This is a genomic window from Neobacillus terrae (assembly GCF_011393025.1).
Classification (GTDB): domain Bacteria; phylum Bacillota; class Bacilli; order Bacillales; family Cytobacillaceae; genus Neobacillus_A; species Neobacillus_A terrae.
The window spans coordinates 140958-164457 of the sequence record NZ_JAAOEO010000011.1; the positions used below are offsets into that span (position 1 = coordinate 140958).

25 protein-coding genes and 2 pseudogenes are annotated in these 23500 nt (G+C 39.4%); 3 read left to right on the forward strand and 24 right to left on the reverse strand.

The annotated features are described in order from the left end of the window. Positions 1-177: 177 nt before the first annotated feature. The 18 genes from G8761_RS16670 to G8761_RS16760 form a co-directional block, all read right to left on the reverse strand. Positions 178-687, reverse strand: coding sequence for a TlpA family protein disulfide reductase (locus tag G8761_RS16670; protein ID WP_166028683.1), 510 nt, complete (start codon positions 685-687; stop codon positions 178-180). A 76-nt stretch (positions 688-763) separates the two neighbouring features. After that, entirely contained in the window at positions 764-889 is a 126-nt protein-coding gene (locus G8761_RS16675) for a CcmD family protein (RefSeq protein WP_166028685.1), read from the reverse strand. A gap of 12 nt (positions 890-901) precedes the next feature. Further along, on the reverse strand, positions 902-1663 hold the full coding sequence (locus G8761_RS16680; protein ID WP_166028686.1) for a cytochrome c biogenesis protein: 762 nt from the start codon (positions 1661-1663) through the stop codon (positions 902-904). 3 nt (positions 1664-1666) lie between these two features. Next, positions 1667-2341 (reverse strand): heme exporter protein CcmB, encoded by a 675-nt coding sequence (locus tag G8761_RS16685; RefSeq protein ID WP_166028688.1) that lies wholly within the window; start codon positions 2339-2341, stop codon positions 1667-1669. Further along, complete coding sequence (locus G8761_RS16690; protein ID WP_166028690.1) at positions 2338-3042, reverse strand: ABC transporter ATP-binding protein; 705 nt, start codon at positions 3040-3042, stop codon at positions 2338-2340. The genes G8761_RS16685 and G8761_RS16690 overlap by 4 nt, the downstream gene beginning before the upstream one ends. Before the next feature lie 23 nt (positions 3043-3065). Next, a complete protein-coding gene (locus G8761_RS16695) occupies positions 3066-4064 on the reverse strand; it encodes a hypothetical protein (protein WP_166028692.1) in 999 nt (332 codons plus the stop codon). Then, the gene (locus tag G8761_RS16700) at positions 4061-4435 is read right to left on the reverse strand and encodes a DUF3987 domain-containing protein (RefSeq protein WP_166028694.1); all 375 of its coding nucleotides are present in this window, start codon (positions 4433-4435) and stop codon (positions 4061-4063) included. The genes G8761_RS16695 and G8761_RS16700 overlap by 4 nt, the downstream gene beginning before the upstream one ends. A gap of 12 nt (positions 4436-4447) precedes the next feature. Continuing rightward, positions 4448-4948 (reverse strand): cytochrome c-type biogenesis protein, encoded by a 501-nt coding sequence (locus G8761_RS16705; protein ID WP_243450054.1) that lies wholly within the window; start codon positions 4946-4948, stop codon positions 4448-4450. Continuing rightward, a complete protein-coding gene (locus G8761_RS16710) occupies positions 4949-6931 on the reverse strand; it encodes a heme lyase CcmF/NrfE family subunit (protein ID WP_166028696.1) in 1983 nt (660 codons plus the stop codon). A 26-nt stretch (positions 6932-6957) separates the two neighbouring features. Then, on the reverse strand, positions 6958-7410 hold the full coding sequence (locus G8761_RS16715) for a cytochrome c maturation protein CcmE (RefSeq protein ID WP_166028699.1): 453 nt from the start codon (positions 7408-7410) through the stop codon (positions 6958-6960). Between the two features lie 15 nt (positions 7411-7425). Continuing rightward, complete coding sequence (locus G8761_RS16720; RefSeq protein WP_166028701.1) at positions 7426-8490, reverse strand: hypothetical protein; 1065 nt, start codon at positions 8488-8490, stop codon at positions 7426-7428. Positions 8491-8887: 397 nt separating this feature from the next. Next, entirely contained in the window at positions 8888-9541 is a 654-nt protein-coding gene (locus G8761_RS16725) for a cytochrome c (RefSeq protein WP_166028703.1), read from the reverse strand. Positions 9542-9551: 10 nt separating this feature from the next. Further along, positions 9552-9998: a PCYCGC motif-containing (lipo)protein gene (locus G8761_RS27875; RefSeq protein ID WP_338000978.1), complete on the reverse strand. Its 447-nt coding sequence runs from the start codon at positions 9996-9998 to the stop codon at positions 9552-9554. A 160-nt stretch (positions 9999-10158) separates the two neighbouring features. Beyond that, entirely contained in the window at positions 10159-10656 is a 498-nt protein-coding gene (locus G8761_RS16740; RefSeq protein WP_166028709.1) for a DUF6803 family protein, read from the reverse strand. A gap of 176 nt (positions 10657-10832) precedes the next feature. Then, positions 10833-11390 carry an elongation factor P gene (gene efp, locus G8761_RS16745; protein ID WP_166028711.1) on the reverse strand — a complete coding sequence of 186 codons (558 nt, stop codon included), beginning with the start codon at positions 11388-11390 and terminating at the stop codon, positions 10833-10835. Positions 11391-11413: 23 nt separating this feature from the next. Then, complete coding sequence (locus G8761_RS16750; protein WP_166028746.1) at positions 11414-12475, reverse strand: M24 family metallopeptidase; 1062 nt, start codon at positions 12473-12475, stop codon at positions 11414-11416. A gap of 3 nt (positions 12476-12478) precedes the next feature. After that, positions 12479-12925 carry a type II 3-dehydroquinate dehydratase gene (aroQ, locus tag G8761_RS16755; RefSeq protein WP_166028713.1) on the reverse strand — a complete coding sequence of 149 codons (447 nt, stop codon included), beginning with the start codon at positions 12923-12925 and terminating at the stop codon, positions 12479-12481. A 78-nt stretch (positions 12926-13003) separates the two neighbouring features. Then, positions 13004-13504, reverse strand: coding sequence for a YqhR family membrane protein (locus tag G8761_RS16760; RefSeq protein WP_166028715.1), 501 nt, complete (start codon positions 13502-13504; stop codon positions 13004-13006). A 240-nt stretch (positions 13505-13744) separates the two neighbouring features. Between G8761_RS16760 and G8761_RS16765 the strand changes: the two genes are divergently transcribed. Both G8761_RS16765 and G8761_RS16770 read left to right on the forward strand, forming a co-directional pair. After that, positions 13745-14689 (forward strand): DUF1385 domain-containing protein, encoded by a 945-nt coding sequence (locus tag G8761_RS16765; RefSeq protein ID WP_166028718.1) that lies wholly within the window; start codon positions 13745-13747, stop codon positions 14687-14689. 56 nt (positions 14690-14745) lie between these two features. Further along, positions 14746-15129, forward strand: a complete 384-nt coding sequence (locus G8761_RS16770; RefSeq protein ID WP_338000979.1) for an SA1362 family protein — start codon at positions 14746-14748, stop codon at positions 15127-15129. Positions 15130-15150: 21 nt separating this feature from the next. On the opposite strand, the gene G8761_RS16775 is transcribed toward G8761_RS16770, so the two are convergent. The 6 genes and pseudogenes from G8761_RS16775 to G8761_RS16800 form a co-directional block, all read right to left on the reverse strand. Next, positions 15151-16035 carry a patatin-like phospholipase family protein gene (locus tag G8761_RS16775; RefSeq protein ID WP_166028722.1) on the reverse strand — a complete coding sequence of 295 codons (885 nt, stop codon included), beginning with the start codon at positions 16033-16035 and terminating at the stop codon, positions 15151-15153. A gap of 88 nt (positions 16036-16123) precedes the next feature. Beyond that, a complete protein-coding gene (gene splB, locus G8761_RS16780) occupies positions 16124-17149 on the reverse strand; it encodes a spore photoproduct lyase (protein ID WP_166028723.1) in 1026 nt (341 codons plus the stop codon). Positions 17150-17282: 133 nt separating this feature from the next. Next, positions 17283-19031, reverse strand: a pseudogene (locus G8761_RS16785) (vitamin B12-dependent ribonucleotide reductase); the annotation flags it as partial. Between the two features lie 808 nt (positions 19032-19839). Then, positions 19840-20250 (reverse strand): helix-turn-helix domain-containing protein, encoded by a 411-nt coding sequence (locus tag G8761_RS16790; RefSeq protein ID WP_166028750.1) that lies wholly within the window; start codon positions 20248-20250, stop codon positions 19840-19842. A gap of 291 nt (positions 20251-20541) precedes the next feature. Then, a pseudogene (locus tag G8761_RS16795) lies at positions 20542-21330 on the reverse strand (ribonucleotide reductase N-terminal alpha domain-containing protein); the annotation flags it as partial. A 397-nt stretch (positions 21331-21727) separates the two neighbouring features. Next, positions 21728-22564, reverse strand: coding sequence for a lipoate--protein ligase family protein (locus G8761_RS16800; RefSeq protein WP_166028728.1), 837 nt, complete (start codon positions 22562-22564; stop codon positions 21728-21730). A 194-nt stretch (positions 22565-22758) separates the two neighbouring features. Here G8761_RS16800 and G8761_RS16805 point away from each other — a divergent pair, with 194 nt between their 5' ends. Next, a complete protein-coding gene (locus tag G8761_RS16805) occupies positions 22759-23142 on the forward strand; it encodes a rhodanese-like domain-containing protein (protein ID WP_166028730.1) in 384 nt (127 codons plus the stop codon). Positions 23143-23500 lie beyond the last annotated feature (358 nt).

Here is a 23500-nt window from a genome sequence, read left to right on the forward strand (position 1 = left end):
AAAGAAAAGTGGCAGTGCTATTTAGCAACTCTATCTGATAACCACTTGTTTGTTCCGGTTTGAAATCACCTCCTGCCGCTCTGCAAAGAGTGGAGTTTATCTGCAAAATTAAAAACTATAATTTCCTTAACCATAACAAAAGGATTAACCTATAAAAGAGTTAATCCTTTTTTTCTGTTAATTGTCATATTTTTTTACCATGTTAAAAAGTTCCATTTCTGTAAGTGGGCCATTGTAATGTTCGCGAATAATTCCCTTTTTATCAATTACAAAGGTTTCTGGCTGGGCCGTAACGTTGTAAACCTTAGAAACCTTTGCATTGTAATCAAATAAATAGGTTGAGGTTGTTTTATTTTTTTCTACGAATTTTTTTACCCGGTCCCTTGTTTCTCCTCTATCTATTATTAATAATTTATATTTATCCCCATATTCCTTTTCAAATGCTTCCAATTCAGGAGCCTCTTCTACACAGGGAGCACACCATGTGGCGAAATAATTAAGAACTATTATTTTCCCATCATAATCAGAAAGCTTAGTCTCCTTACCTTCCAGATTTTCAAGCTTAAAATTATACGCCTTATCTCCGACATCCGTTTTTTTCTCTTTACTCACCATACTGTAGCCGAAAAAGGCAAACATACCAACAACCAAAATCATAATAACCAATTTAATAATCCGCTGATTCATTTTTCTTCCTCCTGATTTGCAGCGGAGCTAAGCTTACTGGGTTGACCTTCAGCTTAAGCACTGCCGATCTTTCCGATTATCGGTCAAGATGCTTCAAAAATTCTAATTCTTTCTTAAGCTTGGTTTGGCGTCTTCCCAAAATCATCATGTACCCAAAAATAATTAGCCAGATAACGGAGTATGCTCCATATACAAAGTTCATGTCCTTCTCCTCCTAATTTTCGAGATCTTCTCTTAATTTTTCTTTATATTGTGTAACTTTAATTCTCATATTTTCAAGAGTTACTCCCTTTTGTAAGAGATAGCTATATAGAAGTGTTAATGCAGTAATAGATACCAGTAGGGCTACTAACATATCAGGCTCAATTCCGCCTCCCTTTTGTGAAGGGCCATTACCGAAAACAATTGGATGGAATTTGGACTGCCACCAGCGGATCGCGAAGAATACAATCGGCACATCAATAAAGCCAATAATGCCAAATACAGAAGCAAGACGCGCTTTTTTATCCCATACACCATCCATTTGGCGAATCATGATATACGCCATATAAATGAACCACAGAATTAAGGTAGTAGTAAGACGTGGCTCCCATGCCCACCAGGTATTCCAGGAGGATTTTGCCCAGATTGGACCTGTTGTAAGGACTATTGTTGTAAAAACAACACCGATTTCAGCAGAAACATAGGCGTAAGTATCAAAAATCCTTTTCCTTTTTGCAAGAAACAGAATGCTGAAAATAAAGGTTACGAAAAATGCCAGGAATGTGCACCATGCTGAAGCAACGTGGTAATAGAAAATTTTCTGAACAACCCCCATTGTTTTCTCAATGGATGAATATATAAATATTAAATAGATAGAAGCCAAGATAGAAATTACAGTTGCACCAAAAAGTATTTTAGGAACCAAGATGCCCTTTTCCGCCACCGGCTCAGATGACGACAGTGCGCCTTTTTCCCGCTCGAGATTTGCACTCATCTCCTATACCTCCAAAACATTTTCGATTAATATAAAGCAAAGTACGAAGAAGATCACATCATAGGCAGAAATCAATTGGATCCATGCCATGGCGCTTGATAGCTTTTCAATGTTCGTCAAAATAATTTTTGTTGCCTGCACAGCACCGATTAAGATAGGGCTTGTTACGGGAAAGAGAAGAAGCGGAAGAAGCATTTCACTACTTTTGGAATTTGCAGCAAGAGCGGCCAAAAAAGTGCCTATGCTTATAAATCCGAAGCTTCCTATCATCAATACCAATATCAGATAGCCAAAACCGCCATACATCTGAAAATCAAACAATAGAAATAAAAATGGAAGTGAAACTAACTCAACAACAAGCATCATAGAGAAATTCGCCAGGAATTTACCAAGAAAAATACTTGATGCATCCATTGGGGCGATCATCAGGCCCTGCATTGTATCATTCCGCTGCTCACTAATGAATGAACGGTTAAGACCAAGAATTCCGGAAAAGACGATTATAACCCAGATAACTCCCGGTATAACCGCTTTTGTTGTATTGTTCGCCGGATCAAATGCGAAGCTAAAAACCAGTATAACCAGCCCCGCAAATATAATCATTGTTGCCAATACCTGTTTTGTTTTTAATTCTGAATACAAATCCTTCTTTGCAATTAAGAGGGCTGATCGAATCATGAGACTCCCTCCACCTGTAGCTGATATTTTTCTGAAACGGTATCCAATGCTTTTTCCTCCATGCGGAAATCATCAGCTACTTTTCCATTCTTGATAATGACAATTCTGTCGCAAATATCTGCAGCCTGTTTGAAATCATGTGTAACCATTAGAGTAGTTGTTCCTTTAGCTTTCATCGAAAGAATTACATTATTTAAGATTGATATCGCTCCCTGGTCGAGACCTGTGTGCGGCTCGTCGAGTAAGAGAAGTGGGGGTTCATGTATAATAGCCCGGGCGATTGCAATACGCTGAATCATTCCCCTTGAAAAATTCTTAACAGGTTCATTTAAAAAGAAAGATAAACCAACTTCCTTTACCAATTCAACAGCCTTTTCTTCGGCATTTTTAATTCCATACAAGTTTCCAAAGAAAACAAGGTTTTCAAGCGGTGAATAGTGTTCATAAAGCAAACTGGAATGGGGCAAATATCCCTGCAGCTTTTTAATCTTCATTTGGTTGTTCCGAAGCTCCAAGCCATTAATTTTAACAAGGCCTGAGGTAGGTTTAATTAGGGTAGCCAGTACTTTGAGCAAGGTGCTTTTTCCAGCCCCGTTTGGCCCGAGAATGGCAACAGTTTCCCCTTTCCCAATTTTGAGGTCGATCCCCCGCAGAATTAATTTGTTATCGGCCTTTTTAATGAGCTTACTTATTTCAATCATCTGCAGCATCTCCATTCCAGCTATTACTCTACAAATTGGCGCAGATTTAATTTCACTTGTACTAAATGCTGCTTATATGCCTGCAGCTTTGCTTGGTAGGCTTCTTCGGACATTTCCCCATTTTCATGCGTTTCTTCAAGTTCAAGTATTTTTTCAAGAATAGCCTTTTGTTTTGTCATCAGATGCTTAAATGCCTGTTCTTCTTTATCTGAATTAAGTCTTTCTTCTTCCCTTCTTGCTTTTCTTCTAAAATGGAAGTAGGAGTACAGCCCACCTATAATGATGGCTAGTAAAATAATTAAAAAGATGTGTGGATTAAAACTGTGTAAAGGAGACTGAGCCCACATTCGCAAATGTCCTGGATTATGAAAAGGCGGTGCTGAATGAGTTACATTGCCTGATTTTCCTTTTTCGCTCTGTGTCTGGCTTTGCTGAGCTGAGACTTCTGCCGGAGGCTGCTTATCCTTGTTATAAACCATGGTAAAAGATTGGGCCGCCTTTATTCCCTCTACACTGTAGCCAACATATTTTTGGTCTTCAAATTTAAATTGTCCCTGGTAGGTTGACTGAACTCCTTTAAAATCAACACTTCCCATTCCTTCCGGTACAAGTACCTGCATCATTTGGACAGGATAGTCAAACTTTAGGTTTATTTCTTTACCTTTTGGGATGCGGTAGCTATAAGGAAGTACAAGTGTCTGATTGGCTGGAAAAGGGTCAGTGGTTATAAACCCACCAGTGCTTTGTTTAATGGCAATTTTGTTATCCAGGAAATTTAAATTTGCCGCACCTTCTGGCAGTGAAACATTTAAAACTGCTTCGCTTTTTCCAGCCCCCTTAAAAACCTCTGAAGATGAATTAGTGTAATTTACCATGTTCATCATGTTTGTACTTCCATCTTCGGCAGGGCTTACGACCAAATAGTGCATATCAATCGATATTTTTGAATCTTCCGCAGCCTTGGTACTTATGGGAACCAATAGAAGCAAGCCAAGGAAAAAGAGGGTGACTTTTTTAATCACTTTTCTTCCCCCTTTTTCTTTTTATAAGTTTGCATTGTTTCTTCAATTTCCCTTTCAACCTCTGCCAGAAGATCCTTGTCAGCCTGAATGGGTGAAGCCTGCTCTTCTTCCTTCATCATGCTGGCAATTTGGCTTTCATATTGCTTTTTTAAAACCTTATAGTCACTATCAGAAATCTTATCCATCTTATATTCAAACTCTATTTCATTCAGTGTTGTTAATAAAGCTTCCTTTGTGCTGGATGGATCCGCAGTCTTTGTCCCCAGACTTAGATAGACATCCCACTTAAATAATGGTGAGAGGACCAGGAAAAGGCAGCCAAGGACAAGAACGGCTGTAAATACCATTGAAATGATTGATATATCCTGCATTTTGTTCACATCCTAAAGATACTTTTTACGTTCCTCATCGATTATGGATGAAAGGATTTCGCTCTCAACTCCATCTTCGTCGCCGCTTGGTTCAGACAGTGTTTCAATATCCCTTTTTTTCTTCACCCACTTTCTTATGATGAAAAAGATTCCCACTGCTGCCGCTGCCAGCACAGCAAATGGAAGAATCCAGGCGGCAAGGCTGAAGCCGCTTTTCTCAGGTGCAGTTAGGATTTCCTCCCCGTAAATCTTTACATAATAATCACGGATCTGATCTTTATTCATTCCTTTGCCCATCATGTCTGAAAGATCCTTTTTAAATTCCTTCGTCAAATTGCAAGTGTTAGGGTCGCATTCAAAATGATCCTGTCCGCAGCCGCAGGTACATGCAAATTGCGAAGCGACCGCTCTAAATTCGGGTGATTTATAATCAATTTGCCTGGCTTCCGTTCGAACAAATGGCCACTGGACCGCAACTAACAAAACCAGCAAGGCAACCATAAACTTTTTCAATTAAAACACCTCTCTGCGGACCCCTGTGTACCGTGGAGTCACATTCTGGTATCTGCCATTCCATACAGCAAACAGTGAGCCGATGACAATCATGAATGAACCGATCCACAGCCAGGACATCATCGGATTGACTTTTACTATGAAAGTGGCGCGACCGTCATCTTCCCAAGCACTCAGAACAATATATAGGTCTTCCTTAAAGGAGGAAATAATGGCCACCTCAGAGGAAGGCTGGTCCCAATGACCGTAGAAAACCTTCTCAGGTTCATAGCTTCCAAGGCGTTTTCCATCTTTAAACACCGTTACCTGTGCATAAACGATGTCATTAATGCCCTCTTTTTTCTGGTCCAACTTATCATAGTTAATACGGTAATTATTAATTTCGATAGACTTGCCAAGCTCAATGGTTTTCATTGTCTGTACATCGTAGTTTTGGGAGCCTATAATTCCCATTGTGATACAGGCAATACCCAGGTGGACTAAATAACCTCCGTAACGGCGGCGGTTTTTTACAGTTAAACGATACAGTGCAAGAAGCGGATTTTCCTTGGTCATTTTTCTTCTAGCTTTTACCCCTCGGTAGAATTCCAAATAGTGAGTAACAAGGAGCAGCGCAATGACTCCATAGCCAATAACTGCCCATGCTTTCGTCATACCAAGCACAACCATTAAAATCATCGCAATAACAGCCACAATTGCGGGAAGCAGGAAGTTTTCCCTTAGGTTTTTAATGGTTGATCGCTGCCATGCAAGCAGTGGACAAACTGCCATCACAAACATCATTGATAACAAAATCGGTGCTTCAACCTTATTAAAGAATGGCGTTCCAACTGTTACTTTTGTTCCCCGTACCGCTTCTGAAACAAGCGGGAAGATAGTGCCCCAGAATACTGCAAAGGCAGCCCCGACTAGGAGCAGATTGTTTATCAAAAAGCTGCTTTCTTTTGACGCAAAGGAAGTAAATTCACCGGCACTCCGCTTAATTAAATTGTACCGGCTCATTAGCACATATAGTGCCATGATGACTGCGATTCCCATGAAAATAAGGAAGTATAAACCCAGATTGGAGTTCGCGAAAGCATGTACCGAAGTCAGTACGCCGCTTCGCACAAGGAAAGTACCGAATAATGTTAAGGCGTAAGAGATGATAATTAAACTGATATTCCAAACCTTCAGCATGTTTTTCCGTTCTTGGATCATAACGGAGTGAAGAAAAGCAGTTGCAGTCAGCCATGGCATAAAGGATGCATTTTCGACTGGATCCCAGGCCCAATAACCTCCCCAGCCAAGCTCTACATAAGCCCATTGGCCTCCAAAAATATTTCCGAGGCTGAGAAACAGCCAGGCGATAATGGTCCAGCGTCTGGTCATCTTGATCCAGAAATCGTCCATATTTTTCATGATTAATGCTGCCATTGCGAATGCAAATGGAACCGACAGCCCGACATAACCAAGGTATAAGGTAACTGGATGAATAATCATGCCAGGGTTTTGAAGCATTGGGTTCAAGCCTTTACCTTCAGTAGGAATCTGATCAAGCAAAAGGAATGGCTTTGCAACAAATCCAAGGATGAAGAAGAAAAAAACAGCGTTTGCAAGTAATATCGAGATGATGTAAGGAATCATTGGGTTGCCATTCATTTTTCTCGAAAAAGTAATCATCATCATATAAAGAGTTAAAAAGAAAGTCCATAATAATAACGAGCCGGCATTTCCTGCCCAAAGAGCAGTTAGTTTATAAATGACTGGCAATTCGCTGCTGGTGTAGTCTCTAACATATTCATACTGAAATTGAGAAGATCCAAGCAGGTAAAACAGGGAGCTCATAGCCAACCCTGCACAAACGAAAAGCGCTATGACTCCACCCTTTCCGCTGTTCACAAGTTTCTGGTTTTTTGTGCTAATTCCCAGAGTCATAATGAGGAGTGAATAAATGGCCAATGCAAGGCCAATGTAGATTGTTGCATTAGCAAATAAATACATATCGTCACCTTCTTTTGATTTGCCTCTTATTTTTCATGTGGTGGTTGATTCAGCAATTTTTCGTGTTTTTTAGGATCATAATCTTTCATATCCTTGCCTTCATATTTAGAAGGGCATCTTGTTTTAACTGTTTCGGCTTTGAAAGTATCTTTTGTGGTTGGAGATCCTTGTAAAATCGTAATAACACCTTCTGAAAAATTATCAGGCTTTATTCCATTGTGAACGACATGCATGATATTTCCGTCGTTATCTTTAACATCGAATTTCAGCTGAATCTTATCCGGGTTCCATTTAATTGATTTTTCAATTAGCAAGCCTTCTACTGTTACGAAATCATCTTTATGCTGACCCTGAGTTGCAAGAAGCTGTTTCATTGTCAGTTCAATACCACTGGAACCAGGAGTTGCCGCCATCAGCAGGAAGACAATTGCTCCGGCTATAATAAAGCCTCCAAGCATGACTAACGTATTCTTCTTCATTCTTGCTCCGCTCCTCTAAATTAATTTTTTCATTTCCTCTTCGTACGTTTCCTGATCAATCTTTCCATTCAGTAATTTCTTGCGAAGTTCTTTCTTTTCATTTTCATTATCTAACTTGCTTTGCTTCTTAGGGGCAGGTGTTTTTGGTTTCTTTTTGGAAACTGTCTGGCTCCTCGCATTCATTCTGTTTCTTCCTGTTAATCCAAAATAAACAAAAGCGGCAGCAATGATAAGGGAAAGTCCTATGATAACTGCACCTGCATTGCTGATAAAAGGTTGCTTCTCCTTGCTGTTTTCGCCGCTTTTGGAGTTGTTGAGAATCTGATCGGTAGCTGTTCCTCCCCCTTTAACACCGCTATGATTAGAATCATTTGGGGGCTGTTTTTTATCTATGGCAGACAAAGTGGATTCATTATCCTTCTTTTTATAAGAAACCTTGTAATCAAGGCTGTTTCCTTTTTTTACATTTTTGTAAGAATAATAGTAAATAGGTTCACCGTATTCACTTTTTGATGAGTTTTGCGGTTTGGGATCCAGTTGGATTTCTTTAGCACTAATAGGTGCATAAAAAATGACATCCATCAGGTCTGTATCAGCATAATTTTTAAAATTAAAGGAAAAACGTTTAGTGTCTTTAACGTCAATCGGATTTGAGTAATACTCAACTACGAATCTGTATGATTCATTGTTTTTTATAGGTTTTTGTGGTTTCCAGCTAACAACGCCCTTTTCCTTATCTACCTCATATGGCCGCTGTACCTCAGGTTTATCTTGGGATGGGAATTCAGCAACCAGATATACCTGAAAGCTCTTTTCTTTCACCGGAACAGGTATTTCTATTTTTCCATCAAAGTCTGTTCCGCTCTTATTAATAATTGTCCCGTACTGCCCAACAAGCAAAGATGGCTGATCCTTTGGCCAGTTGTCTGGATAGTCAAACTCAGGCATAACTTGAATTTGCAGCTCTTTGTAAGGAAACTTCTCCGGCTGGAAAGCCCCTTCAGCGTTCGCGTTATTGACAGCAATACCTGAAAGAAATACTGCAACAGTTACCATTGCAACCACTAACCTCTTTAGCATATAAATCCTCCTTGACCTGGAAAACTTCTCTCTCTATGTGGTAATTTCCAACATAGTAATCTTTGAAATAAATATAATCTTTGCAGGCACTTAAAAGATGAAACACTCTTGAACATTTTGTTAAAGGGGCAGATTCTTTACCTTTTAGACAAGAAAAGACCACAGAATGTTCACATTTACAAATGAGGGCAACTTTTCCAATTCCTTTTTAAAATTTTCATGGATTTTAATCTCTTGCTCACTAATTAACAAACCCTCCAATGAATACTATAAGCCTTTTCCAATTTCGCCCGATAAGGCGAAATTGAAAATTTTGTTAACTTATTAGGAGCTGGCCATTTTAATAAATAGATACATAATTCAAAAAAACCCTTCACTACATGTGAAGGGTTCTTTATTATTTTGACTGGAGAGATCGAATATAGCTTACAACATCTGAAATGTCTTTTTCTTTTAACTGTCTGACACCCTCCTCACCTTTAAGCGAGGGACCCATTCTGGTGTCTTCCCTTCCATAGGCGGTGCCAATCCAAATCTGCCTGTCAGTCGTGTATTTCAGGTATTGTGGGTTTGATAATACTGTCCCCATTTTTTCTCTACCTGCCCCATTTCCCCAATGACAGCTCATGCAATAGAGACCATAAATTTTCTTTCCATTTTCAGGATCACCGGAAATAGCGGTTGGTGCTTTAAGGTTCAAATCTTCATTCTGCCAGCCTCTCATGTAGGCAACAAGGTTTTTTAAATCATTTTCGGAAACTTTTCCCTGATAAGAGGGCATAGCTGTTCCTTCCCTGCCAAACTTCACGTAATTATACAAGTCCTTATTGGAGACCGAGCTCAGGAAATGCTGATTATTGATGGCAGTACCTGCTTTAGCCCCCTCTCCCTTCCCTGTATCTCCATGACATACAAAGCATTGCTGCTTATATATCTTCTCACCTGCGTTTATAGCCTTGTCGTTTTTCTTATCTTTTAAACTATTATTATTAATAATAAAAACAATCCCTACTATGATCAGAATATATATGCCGATTAGTAGTTTTTTCATGGGAATCCCCTTACTTTGGATCCGGCGTTGGAGTTGGTTCACCAAAGTCCTTATATTTTTCTTTTATTAAATGGTTAATTTCCTTTAGGCTTTTACCATCTTGTTTCATTTTTACCGCCTCCCGGGCGATATCGATACAAACGTCTCACGATATACTCATTGAGTCCCATTCTTCAACGGCATTTCCTGGACCCAGCTTATCCACATAACAATCCAAATTACTTTCATGCCCCTGTTCCTTATAACAGCCGCAATAGCAAGGCACTGAAGCAAGAACTTGAGGATATTTGGAAGCCATTATATAGGTTTCCTGGACTTTTTCAGTGGAATTAAGAACATAATCCGGCAATGGCTTATGCTTTTTATCAAGCACCATCTTTTCCTTATTAGAGCTGCATCCCGACGCTAACCCTGCTAAAAGCAGAGCGGAAAGCAGTACAGAAGTGATTCTTTTCATTTCTGTCACCCCTTTCAATCCTTTACTCTTTCAATTTCTCATTTATTTTAGCAAAAAAAAGCAAGGTAAATATTGTATAAATCTTACTATTTAGTGAATGAAATTTAATTACTTCGCTTCCAATTAAGTAAAACCGGGAAAAATATTTCCCGGCCGATTTTTACATTTTCATATTCATCATGTCATGCCCGCTATGAGAACCCAGACTTGGATCGACCATACCGAAGATCATCGCAACGTGGGCTATTACAAGAAAGAGTCCAACAAAGAAGGCGTGCATTTTAAGTTTTTGTTCTTCTGGTTTGTTTTTTCCGATTAGCCCCATATCAAGAAGGGCCATGCCAAGCAAAGGAACAATACCAAGTAAATAAAAGGTTACAGCTACAACATCAATCCAGCCTTTCCACTCTCCGTTTACAGTTAGTGGAATAAAAGCTGTTTTCATTAGATAAATAAAGATACCAGTAAAATAAAGGCCAACAAAGATACTGCATATCCTATTCAGCTTTCTCATCCAGCCGTTCATATTTCTTGTGAAAAGAATGCCAAGTTCTGTAATAGCAATTGTTTCTGCCATGATAACTGGTATTGCCATAAAAATAATTAAATTCCACGGCTGATTATCTGCGAGCAATCCCATATAGTGGGTCATATTCATTGAAATCGACTCCTTTATTTTTGATACATTAAAAATAAAAGAAATGTGTGCAGAAATTTTGCAGAAAGTATGTAAAAATTGTTAAATCCTTCACAAGGAGAAAGATAGCTAATAAACAAATAAAGCCCCTATTGCGCAGTGAGCACAATAGGAGCTTTTAAAAAAATAAATATTAATTACGCACGGGATACATAGCTGCCATCTGTTGTATTGATAATGAGACGGTCGCCTTGGTTAATGAAGAAAGGAACCTGAACTGACAGACCTGTTTCCATAATAGCAGGTTTTGATCCGCCGGATGCTGTATCACCTTTGATACCTGGTTCAGTCTCAGTTACTTCAAGTTCAACAGTATTAGGAAGTTCAACTCCCAGATTTTCTCCTTGGAACAACATGATGGATACTTCCATGTTTTCTTTCAGGAATTTCAGTTCATGCTCAAGAGCATTTGTTGGGATTTCAATTTGCTCGTAAGACTCATTGTCCATGAATACGTGCTGATCCCCACTAGCATATAGGTATTGCATTCTGCGGTTATCGATTTGAGCTTTTGCTACTTTTTCACCGGCACGGAAAGTTTTTTCCTGAATAGCCCCTGTACGAAGGTTACGAAGCTTCGAGCGAACAAAAGCAGCTCCTTTTCCTGGCTTAACGTGTTGGAAATCGATAACTCGCCAGATTCCATTGTCTACTTCAATTGTTAATCCTGTACGAAAGTCATTAACAGAAATCATGTTGAAATCCTCCTAGTAATTCATTACAAAATGATGAGTTCTTTAGTTGAATGAGTCAGTGCTTCATTGCTATCCAAAGTAATCAGAGTATCATCTTCAATACGCACCCCGCCGAGTCCTGGAACATAAATTCCCGGCTCAACAGTAACAACCATTCCTGGTTCAAGGACTATGTCTGATTTAAACGAAAGGGCAGGGCCTTCATGGACCTCTAAGCCGATCCCATGTCCAGTAGAATGTCCGAAGTATTCCCCGTAACCTTTTTCAGCAATCAGATTTCTGGTTAATGCGTCAGCTTCTTTGCCTGTCATTCCTGGTTTGATTCCTGCCATTCCGCGAAGCTGTGCTTCAAGGACAATGTCGTAAATTCCTTTCAGTTTTGCGTCAGGCTGGCCAACTGCAACAGTTCTGGTGATATCAGATACATACCCCTTATAATAGGCTCCGTAATCCAATGTCACAACATCTCCTGTTTCAATCACTTTATCACTGGCAACACCGTGAGGAAGAGCAGAACGGTATCCTGATGCAACAATGATATCAAAAGAAGAGGATGTGGCACCCGCTTTTCTCATAAAAAACTCTAATTCATTCGAAACCTCAAGTTCCGTTTTTCCTGGACGAATAAAGTCAAGGATATGTTTAAATGCAGCATCAGCAATGTCAGCTGCTTCCTTTAATATCTTAATCTCTGGTTCCGTCTTAATCAAGCGTAACTTTTCAATAACTCCTGAAACCGCAACAAGCTCAGCTTCCACCGCATTTTCAAACGTCTTGAATGAAGAGTATGTCAGATGGTCTTCCTCAAAACCAAGTTTAGTAATTCCTAGTTTTTTTGCCTGTACTCCTACCTCTTCAGGAATAGTGCCTGCGTGCTTTACTATATCATAACCCTCGCATTGCTTGGTGGCCTGTTCTATGTAACGGAAGTCTGTAATGAACTGGGCTCCTTCTCCACTTATCAAAACCACACCTGCTGAACCTGTAAAACCTGTCATGAAGCGTCGGTTATAGGCACTGGTGATTAGTAATCCGTCAATACCCAGTTTCGAGAATTCAGAACGTAATTTTTCTAATTTCATGATATATTATCCCCTCTCCTTTTCCTTGTCCAGCAAAGCTAACAGCGCCAATTCATATCCCTTGAAGCCCAAGCCAACTATTTGTCCCATAGCTACAGGTGCTATCACTGAAACATGGCGGAATGACTCGCGTTTGTGAACATTTGTCATATGTACTTCAATAACCGGAACATCAATTCCTGCAATCGCATCCCTGATAGCATAGCTGTAGTGTGTATAAGCCCCAGGGTTAAAAATAATACCCTGAATTCCCGACTCCCAGGCATCCTGAATTTTATCAATTAGTTTTCCTTCAGAATTGGACTGAAAACTAATAATTTCAATTCCATTTTCCCTTCCCAGCTGAGTAATTCTTTTTTCAAGCTCTGCAAGTGTTCCCGTTCCATAAATTCCTGGCTCTCTCTTGCCAAGCATGTTTAAATTAGGGCCATTCAGCAGCATAATTTTTTTCATTTAAGACTCTCCATTGCAGCTATGTTTTTTAAACATTTTCCAATGTTTATTCTATCACAGAATCAGGAAAGTACACTATTATTGACTATGTTCATTTGTGTGTCTCTGAACCGTTCTTTTTCGATTTTGCTGCTCATATGAGATCGAATATCCAATGAAAACTCCGTATACTACATAAAGACACGCTGATGTAATAATTGTATTCCTTTCTATTTCCTTAAAAGGCTTTATTTCCGGGAAAATGGGATTAAGAACTAGAAAAACAAGAAAAAAAAGAACTAGTCCATAAATGATCCCAATCCATCTGTTCCTTATGTTTTTTAAAACAGCATAATAAATCAAGGCCGCTATAATAGAAAAAACCCCCATAAGAATAATGGAAATAACAGTTCCAAGCCAGCCTGTTTTCCAGTCCCCAATTGCCCATGGGTCAAGAATGACATTAGGACGAATATCGGTAAAATTAAAAAAATATGCCAGGCAGCCGATTGAACTCCAAAAAATCCCGGCAAACAAACCCGTATATACCACATACGCAATCATCGCCATTTGTCTGTCCTTTACTTTTTCTTCATCCATTTGCTTTACCTCCTTAACCAATATTTTTCCTTCTTTGAGGAGTTTTCCTTTTAGTATGCCCCTTCATATGTCCTCCCTTGCACGGACTTTACAATATTAGAAGGAATTATTGGAAACTTAATGAAGATATTATATGCCATATAGAGGTTTTTTCTTTTTTTTAGTAGAATAAATTAAAGTACATACAGTTTTTCGATATAAGCTGATTGTGCAACTTTGAAATAGGCTGGTGTAACAGATATGTCAAATAATCAAAAACCTGTTTATGGAGGCCAGGCAGTAGTTGAGGGTGTTATGTTTGGCGGTAAACATCATTATGTAACTGCAATTAGAAGAAAAGACCGCTCGGTTGAGTACTTCCGAATGCCCCGCAAATCCATACAGGCATTTACTTTTTTAAAAAAGATTCCTTTTTTGCGAGGGATTGCTGCGATAATTGAAGCAAGTGCAAACGGATCAAAACATTTAAACTTTTCTACAGAACGATTTGATCTCGATCCGAAAGATGATCATACAATAAAGGAAAAGGAAGTTTCAAAGCTGTCTATGTATCTGGGTGTAGCAGCTATAGGGGTTATTTCATTCCTTTTCGGAAAATTTATTTTCACTTTAGTTCCTGTATTTTTGGCGTTAGCAACAAAGCCAATCTTCCCGTCCGACTTTGCCCAAGTATTAGTCGAAGGTTTCTTTAAATTAATTTTGCTGCTATCGTATATTTACTTTGTCTCGCTTACACCGATTGTAAAAAGAGTTTTTCAATATCATGGTGCTGAGCATAAAGTAATCAATACTTTTGAAGATGGAAAAGAACTAACCATTGAAAATGTTCAGGCTCATTCCCGCCTCCATTATCGCTGTGGAAGCAGTTTTATCCTGTTTACCGTAATTGTAGGGGTATTTGTTTATTTGCTTGTCCCGACTTCCCCGCTATGGTTAAGGGTTGTTGACAGACTTGCATTAATTCCTGTAGTCCTTGGGATCTCATTTGAGGTATTACAATTTACAAATAAATTGCGGGAGGTTCCTGTCCTTAAATATTTAGGGCTTCCTGGTCTATGGCTCCAGCTGCTAACTACGAAAGAACCAGCAGATGATCAGGTTGAAGTAGCCATTCTGTCATTTAAAGAGCTGTTGAAAATGGAAAAAGAAACAAATGACCAAATGAAAACGGAAGAAATTGTATAAATCTTTTTATGCCGTGTTTAAAAGATAAAAAAAATGATTAAGATGCTCTTAGGGAGGTGGCTTTCTTGAAAAATCGGGTTCCCTTAATTCTTATTGGTTTAGTTTTCATTCTTGCTGCTATTGGTACAGCAGGAATGGTTATTTCGGATCCTGCCGGTTTTCTCCAAAGAATAGCTGTCATTGCATTGATCGGTATGGCGATATACTTACTATTCAGGCGTTTTTACAAAGCAAGCCCCCAGAAAAAAGAGCAGCGTGCTTTTCTTAAAGCCGCAAAAAGATCTAAAAAAAGGCTTCAGCAAAAAAGCGGGGAGCATCACGCCAATCCGACGTCGATTTTGTCTGCAGGCAAGAAAAAGACAAAGAAAAAAACTACCCCATCCCATCTAACAGTAATAGAGGGGAAAAAAGCCAAAAAGAAAAATCGGGCATCCTTTTAGGAGGGCCCGATTTTTTACCTTTTAATATCCCCAAGTTCTAAAGAATTGTTTAGCGTATTTCTTTCCTTCTTCGAATAAGGCATGCTTCTTTTCATCAGTTAAAATAAATTCAGTCGATACTACTCCTTCAGTAGGAATAAAGATAATATTTTTGGCATGCTTTCGTGAAATATAACGAGTATCGTGTGCATCCTTCATTGTTTCAAACAAAGCTGCAAACATCTGAAAAGCATTATTGATTTTATGGGGTTTATGGTCCGTTTCACTGTAACTTAGCTTTATTCCAAGAACTGGCCTTGTCATTTTAATGTTCTCTTGGTCAAAGAGCCACATTGGGAAATTACTTAATACCCCGCCATCAACTAAAATATTAGCTTTTCCTGCTACTCTCAATTTGGCAGGCTCAAAAAAATAAGGAATACCACAGCTCATCCGTATTGCTTTGGCAACTGGAAAAGAACCAGGAAGAATACCATATTTATCGAGGTCATCCGGGAGGACAACCAGCCTGCCGTTTGTAAGGTCCGAGGCAATTACTCTAAGGCTTTGTGGCGGAAGATCAGAAAAGGTACGAATTCCTCTCGCAGCCAGTTTTTGTGCTATCCATTTTTCAAGTTCTTTTCCCCTATAAAGCCCTAATCTCCAATATACCAGCAGCCAACTGGCAAAGGGAAAAGGAAACAGCGTTTTTCTTATATCGAGAAATTTCGTCAGGTCCATTTCATCGAGTTGCTGAAAAATCTCATTACTTGTATAACCAGCTGCAACAAGCGCGGCCACAATAGATCCGGCACTCGTTCCAGCCACTCTTGTAAAACGGAATCCTTTTTGTTCTATTTCATTAAGGGCACCAATAATTGCCAGTCCCCTAACACCCCCGCCAGAGAAAACGCCGTCTATATCCATTCAGGCCACTCCCCTCAGATGCAGTCCTTTTTACATCTTTAAGCGGGCATTGAATAAAATAGTACGGCGTACATGCTAAAAATATTTTTTAGGTGAAATACTGGACCTCTGCATTTGGAAAATAAGTGGAGATATAGCCCCGGATTGTGCTTTCCAGGTCCTGAGCCTGTTCTGTGGGATATACATATTTTCCTATTCCATAACGGCCCCATTTGTATTTTCTTTTTTCTTCATCCATCTCCAGTTTTGTTTTAGGGTATCGTTTCGCAATTACCTTTTTAGCAGGCTTAGTAAAGCGATGCTGTATTAGTTCGAATGATAAATCTGGCAAATCCATTCCTTCAAGTGAATGCTTAAGTCTTTGGAATAGCTCTTCATAGCCTTCCTTCCAGCCTTCATGCATATAGATAGGTGCAACAATAAAGCCTAGCGGATAACCAGCATTCGCTACTTTTCGGGCTGCTTCCAGTCTCTCATCAAAGCTAGAGGTTCCTGGTTCAAAATTTTTAATTACATAGCGGGAATTCACGCTAAAGCGAAATCTGGTTTTTCCATTATGTTTGGCATCAAGCAAATGATCCACATGATGATATTTCGTTACAAAACGAAGCCTTCCATACTCAGTATTACCGATAAATTCGATGGTTTTTTTGAGCGAATGCGTTAAATGGTCAAGGCCGACAATGTCTGATGTACAGGCTGCCTCAAAACGGGTAATCTCAGGCTTTCTTTCATCGATATATTTTTGAGCCTGTTCAAAGATATCATCAAGATTCACATAGGTTCTTATATACGGCTTACTTCCAAGCGTAGTCTGCAGGTAGCAATAATGGCAATGGCCCATACAGCCGGTTGCAAGCGGTATCGCATACTCTGCGGAAGGCTTGGATGTATCAAACTTCAGTGTCCTTCGTATACCTACCACCAGTGTGGACTTTGCATTCCGGTATTGCTGGAGTTCATTATCGCCTGGTATTCCCCTGACCTGGTTATGGGAGGTTGTTTCCCTTATTTCAAGCCCCATTTTTTCAAACTTTTCTTTGAGCTCACTGCCCAATGGATATTCCAGGGCTTGCGGCTCAATATAAACAAGCTGCGGTACAAACGGTTTCATTTTATATCCCCATTTCTAAGTCTTTTTGTTAGTATGAACTTTTTCGATGGTGGAAATAAAAAAGAAATATTCCCAAAAGGAATTGAAAAAAGAAAAAGGATGGAAAAATTCTTCCATCCTAAGAGTCATACTATTACAATCCGCACTTCAATTGTGCATTACAGTTCGTACAGGTATTACAACCGCCGATATCTTCGACTGTTCCCTTGCGGCATACTGGGCAAGTGTCTCCTACTTCAGAACCAATTGTAACATTTGTAGATCTTAGTTCAGCAATTGTATCTACAAGCACTACATGCTGCTTAGCTTTTTCTTTAACAGGAGCAGCTTCCTGATTTGAATTTTCTTCTGCTTTAAGCGTAAGTACCTGAGAATCACGAGATCCATCTACATAAACGGTACCGCCTTTTGCACCGCCATTGTAAAGACGCTCATATACCTTCTCAACCTGTTCAACACTGTAACCTTTTGGTGCGTTAACAGTTTTACTGATTGAGCTGTCAATCCAGCGCTGGATGACACATTGCACATCAGCATGAGCCTCTGGTGCAAGTTCCATGGCACTAATGAACCAGCTTGGCAGGTTGTCCTTATCTGCTTCAGGGTGTTTATTCAGGTACTCCTGAACGATATCTGCATTTACTTCAATAAACTTACCCAATCTTCCGCTGCGGAAATATGAGAAGGAGAAGTATGGTTCAAGTCCGGTAGATACGCCAACCATTGTACCAGTTGATCCAGTAGGAGCAACAGTTAGCAAATGGGAATTTCTAATTCCGTTTTCAAGAATTGATTCACGGATGTCTTCAGGCATTTTCTTCATAAATCCAGTATTTGTAAATGCCTTACGAAGACGGTTTGTTTCTTCTTCTGTTTCACCAGTAAGGAATGGGAAGCTCCCTTTTTCCTTTGCAAGTTCAACTGAAGCTCTATAAGCAGTTGTTGCAATCGTTTCAAATACTTTATCAATAAGTACATTTCCTTTTTCTGAACCATACTCAGTCTCGCAGTAAATCAGCAAGTCATGAAGGCCCATCACACCAAGACCAACACGGCGTTCACCAAGAGCCTGCTTTTTATTTTGCTCAAGGAAGTATGGAGTTGCGTTGATTACGTTATCCTGCATACGTACTCCAACTTCAACTGTTCGCTTTAATTTTTCAAAGTTAACTGTTTTGTTTTCCTTATCTGCCATTTCTGCCAAGTTTACGGCAGCAAGGTTACACACTGAAAATGGTGCAAGCGGCTGCTCACCACATGGGTTTGTAGCAACAACTTTTTGTCCATATGCCTGGGCATTGGTCATATCGTTTGCATTATCTATAAAGAAGATTCCTGGTTCTGCAGAGTATGTTGCACAGATATTAATTAAGTTCCAAAGCTCTTTCGCTTTGATTTTTTTATAAGTACGCACTTTATAGCCGAGTTTTTTCCATTCACGGACATCTCCGACTTCGTGCCAGTTTTCATTATACTTTTGCATTGTGTCAGCATTATAGCTTTCAACATCCGGGAAGCGAAGCTCGTATTCCACGTCCTTTTCAACAGCTTCCATGAATTCTTTAGTCAAACAAACGGAAATGTTTGCTCCTGTTAAGAATTCAGAATTATGAACGGAATAATTTCCGCCTTCACGAAGCTTTTCCTCAGCATTTTTAATGATATCAGCACTGAAACCACCGTAACCAGGAATGTTTTTATAGTTTACAATTCCTTGATACATTGCTTCTTCCTGTAAAGTCAGCGGCGTGAATTTCAGCTTGTCTTTAGCATGTTTTTTAATTGTTTCATCCTGCGTATTTTCAATTAGGAAACGAAGAATACGAGGGTTTTGCATTTTGGAAATGATAAATTCAACAATATCAGGATGCCACGTACATACCGTTCCTTTCGGAATATTTCGCTGCTGTGCAGCCGGACTAGACTATATCATCACCCTCAGCTTAACCTGTTAGGGGCCGGGCGCTTATGAGAGTTTATTGTTGGGACTCACTCTCTAGTCGTTGAACCTTCGCCATCACCTTAGCCCGATGACGCTTGGCTGCAGATTATCCAATGCATGGCAATTTTTATAGCCGTCACGCTCACCGTTTCCAGTCACGTTGTGGCTTGCCAGCCTCTAAGGATTTTCCTGCAATTCACCCGATTTTCTAGTCGTTCATTTTCTGAACGACGCGGACTACTGCACCTGCATGATTAATCCGCTAACATTATCATTTGAGCGCCACGCGTTATTGTTACTCACTTATTAGAAGTGGGCCTGGTCATTTCTGCCAGGCTCTCATACTCTCATATGAGATCAGACTATATCATCAAAGAAGAAAACTTTTGATATTTGCGATTGAGTTTTAAATTTCCATATTTGTAGAGGTACCCATATATTACCCTAGCATCCTTAACACTGGAAATATAGAGGTCATGACAGCCTTGTTTAGGACAAATTGCATTGACGTTTCCACCTATGCCCTTCGATGTAAGAAACAATAAAATTGATTTCATCATATCATTCGATCCCGTAAAACCGACTCTTACTTTAAGCCATCCATTTCTTTTATAAATCCTAATATGATCATCTGCATCCAAAAACCCTCGAAGAAACGCCCATTGAAACTCGTCATTTTCCAACTGTATCCATTTTTCTTTGCCAGTTTTTCTTGGTGTTACTCCAAGTGATATCAAATCATTACAAATCACTGTGGAATTAATTGGCAAAGAGTACTTATTTTGTTCGCAGTTTTCTTTCGATATTTTATTGCATTTGTCATATTAAGCTCTTCCGCTATATCATAAAGAAGTTGTTTATCTTGTTCGGCTAGGGAAAGTACTAATCGTTTGGATTTTTTTCTATCAACTAAAGTCCCGTCTCCTAATATATACCCAACTAAATATGCTTTATTTGGTGTATTAATTTTGGAAAAGTAATCTTCATTATAAAAGTATTTCTTGGACTTTAATTTACCTGCTTCTCCTGGGGTTCTTGGATCAATGAACTTGAATTCCTTGTTCCATCGAAGAATAGTTCCTCTACTAATATTTAATATCTTTGCAATGTCTACTTGGCTGTGCCCTTGACCGTGCAATTTAACTATCGCATCTATCATTTCTTCCCTGTCTCGTGCCCCATAGCTCCGTTGCCGGCTTTTATGGTTTACTCTCACCTTGGATTCCATTTATACATCATCTAACTATTATTATTTGATGTGGAATCTTTAGATGATTTCAATAGTCGTTGAACGTTCATCTGCGTTTCCGCAGATGCTTCGCTGCTGATTGCCCAATCCATACCATTTTCTAACCTTCACGCACACTGTCGCCAGTCACGTTGTGGTCGATATGGCTCTAAGGGTGTTCCAGCAATTCACGAGATTTTAATCCCGCCATAGCGCTGTTTAACGGGATCCGCCCTGCTCAACTAAGTGAGTCAGTTTAGCAATGTCATCCAGCCAGGATACTGAACCGGAGGATTTGCCGTTTACTCCTTTTGCAAGGGTTGCTCGAGGTCTTAAAGTAGAACCATTTGTTCCCACTCCGCCTCCGCGGCTCATGATTTCCATAACTTGCTTGCGGTGATCAGAAATTCCTTCGCGTGAATCCTGAACATACGGCATTACATAGCAGTTAAAGAAAGTAACTTCGGTGCCTGCTCCAGCACCGTAAAGAACACGGCCAGCAGGAATAAAGTTCAGGCTGACAAGTTCCTGATAAAACTTTTCGAACCATTCTATCCGTTTTTCTTCTGTTGTCTCAACTGACGCCAAGCCTGTTGCGTTGCGTTTCGCAATTTGCTCATAAAATACTTCGAGGGGTTTTTCAATTACATCCAAAGAGGCGGTTATGATTCCCGTTTCGGCCTCTTCCGGATTATCCAATACACCTCTAAACTCCTCTTCTACCACAACTTTTGCTGTCTTCTTCTCCCAATCAATTTCAAAAATAAAGCCAAGTCCGCGAGCGGGAAACTTTGGATCCTCTTTGATGGTAAGAACAACAAAGTCACCGGCAGTGAGAGTAATTTTCTCAGTGTCCTTAAACGTGTACCTGTCGAGCATGACTAAACGTGAAACTCCTTTATGAGTTAGTTTCATATCCGGAGTCACTGGGTGTACCTGTGGAAACAGACGGATATCCTCGTTCAGTCTTTCAAAATTAATATTCATTTTTCCTTTTAACGCAACAGACATGATCACATCTCCTTCAAAAATCTTTCTCTCTGTTACTAGATAATCTTTTATAAAACTAAATCTAGTTGTTTTTGGAATACCCTTACGTTATCACATATAAACACATGAAATCAATATATAGTGTTTAATATATTTTTACGAATACTATATGTTGTGTTTTGAACAACAAGACATAAATTTGTCAAACATGAAAAGTTTAAGAATCGAGAGAAAAAGAAAGATAGTTAGGGGATTTCGCTAAAATTCGGGTTAATTTAACAAATTTCGAAGGTTGCTCTTTGGCACTCCCTTACAAAAAGTTGTTATATAGCCTTTGTTGCAAAAATAACGTCGTTTGTTGTCGAAATTTCTCTGCTTTTTTAAACAAAAAAAGATAAAAGCAGAAAGTGTCCTGCTTTTATCTTTTAAAATTCCATTCATCATTTTCGTATCGCTCTTTAGCGATTTTATTGACATAATGGAGTTCTTCCTCTGTAAGTTCATAGGGCACAAGCTCAATATCCAGCCCTTCTGAAAATCCCTTAAAAAATGCTTCTTTTGCTTCCTCAATAGAAATCCTTCTAGGACTTATTTCATTAATTGCCACTGCCTTGCTTTTGAATGCTCTCTGCATTCGTTCCTTAACTTTATCACTTGGATATTTAAACAGGCTGAAAAGCTTATCTTCATCCAAGTCTAACAAAATGGAACCATGCTGGAGTATAACCCCTTTTTGCCGGGTTTGGGCACTTCCTGCTACTTTTCTGCCTTCTACCACTAGCTCATACCAGCTAGGTGCATCAAAACAAACAGCTGAACGAGGATTTTTCAATGAATCTCTCTCATCCTGAGTTTTTGGGACTGCAAAATATGCCTCCAGACCCAAGTGGTGAAATCCTTTCAAAATTCCCTCAGAAATAACTCGGTATGCTTCTGTAACAGTTTTAGGCATATCCGGATAATCCTCTGAAACAATAACACTATAAGTCAGTTCGTGTTCATGAAGAACTCCCCGTCCTCCTGTCGGGCGACGGACGAAGCCAAGTTTATGTTCCTTTACTGCTTCCATATTAATTTCTTTCTCTACTTTTTGAAAATAACCAATTGAAAGTGTAGCAGGGTCCCAGCCATAAAAGCGAATAGTTGGAGGAATTTTACTTTCACTGTGCCAATCGAGAAGCGCCTCGTCCAGCGCCATGTTGAAAGACGGAGATCCATTCCCTGAATCGATAAAGCGCCAAACTTCTTTTTTCATATGTAACCCTCTTTTTGTATAAATTCCATGCGAGCTTTAGTCTATCAAATTCATGAAGAAAAACAAAGCAAGATGAATCTGTTATAATAGAGTAAGAAAAAATAAAAATTTTCTCTATCGTCCTCTTTACCGCGAAAGATTGGACTTATATAATAATAAATGTTGCAGTACAGCCTGAAAGGAGCAATATACAGTTGACTACTCTTTATTTTCTTTTAATTATTTTAGCTGCTTTTGGTGTTTATTCTCTTACGACCATGCTATTACAAAAGAGAATTATCAAAACCCTGGGCGAAGAAGAATTCCGAGCAGGCTATAGAAAAGCCCAGCTTATTGATGTGCGCGAGCCGAACGAATTCGAAGCTGGCCATATATTAGGGGCAAGAAACATTCCTTTATCGCAGATGAAAATGCGTTCAAAAGAAATTCGTCCTGACCTTCCAGTATACCTATACTGTCAAAGCGGGATGCGCAGCGGCCGTGCCGGACAATTTTTATACAGAAGAGGATATAAAAACCTTTCACACCTTAAGGGTGGCTTTAAGCAATGGACTGGAAAGGTAAAAGCAAAGAAATAACCTCATTAATACTAAAAGTTGAAAGGCCGCGAAAAGCGGCCTTTTTATATTTGCATTTTTCTGCTAGATGGCGGTAACTACAGGTTGCCTATAACTACCCCTTTTGCCTCTTGAGCACCATTTGGGGCACTCTACCTGCCCTATTGTTACCCCTTTTGCCTCTTGATCATCATTTGGGGTCACTATATTTGCCTTTAGTTACCCCTTTTCCTCTTTTTCACCAATTTGGGGTCACTATATTTGCCTTTAGTTACCCCTTTTGCCTCTTGAGCACGATTTGTGGTCACTATATTTGCCTTTAGTTACCCCTTTTCCTCTTTTTCACCAATTTGGGGTCACTATATTTGCCTTTAGTTAC